Origin of the sequence: Alteromonas sp. MTD1 (assembly GCF_042848195.1) — a bacterium.
Classification (GTDB): Bacteria; Pseudomonadota; Gammaproteobacteria; order Enterobacterales; family Alteromonadaceae; genus Alteromonas.
This window is the reverse complement of the sequence record NZ_BTGG01000028.1, coordinates 1-370: the sequence shown is the minus strand read 5'-3', so window position 1 is coordinate 370 and position 370 is coordinate 1. Positions and strand designations below refer to the sequence as shown.

Genomic DNA, 370 nt, shown 5'->3' with positions numbered 1-370 from the left:
CCTTGCTCTGCAATCCACGCTTGTAGTGTTTTGCCATCCGCTTCTGGCTGCGTTAGCTCTTTGCTTGGCATTTTCTTAACAAGTAGAGTGCCTACTTCAACAGCATCGCTCGTAATTGCTGTACGAATAAGGCTTTGGCCGTTACATGAAATACCAGAGTAGTAATCACGTAGCTTTAATTTGTAATCCGATTGTACGCTTCTCATTTTCTTGCGAAGTTCACCTTTATCGTCTGCTTGTACGATAGTGCAAATGTTTGCCAGTGCTTCGTTAATGTCGTTAGCTTGCGCTGCGTTAGAAAAAGCTAATGTAGATGCTGCTAGTACTAGAGAAGTTTTAACAATTTTCAACATGGTTAAATTCCTTCGTT

At 41.4% G+C, this 370-nt stretch carries 1 protein-coding gene; it reads right to left on the bottom strand.

Annotated features, from left to right (window positions below; genetic code table 11):
- A partial coding sequence (locus ACGHAV_RS16960; protein ID WP_390383383.1) for a DUF3718 domain-containing protein occupies positions 1 to 353 on the bottom strand: 353 nt, incomplete at its 3' end.
- Between the last annotated feature and the right edge of the window lie 17 nt (positions 354 to 370).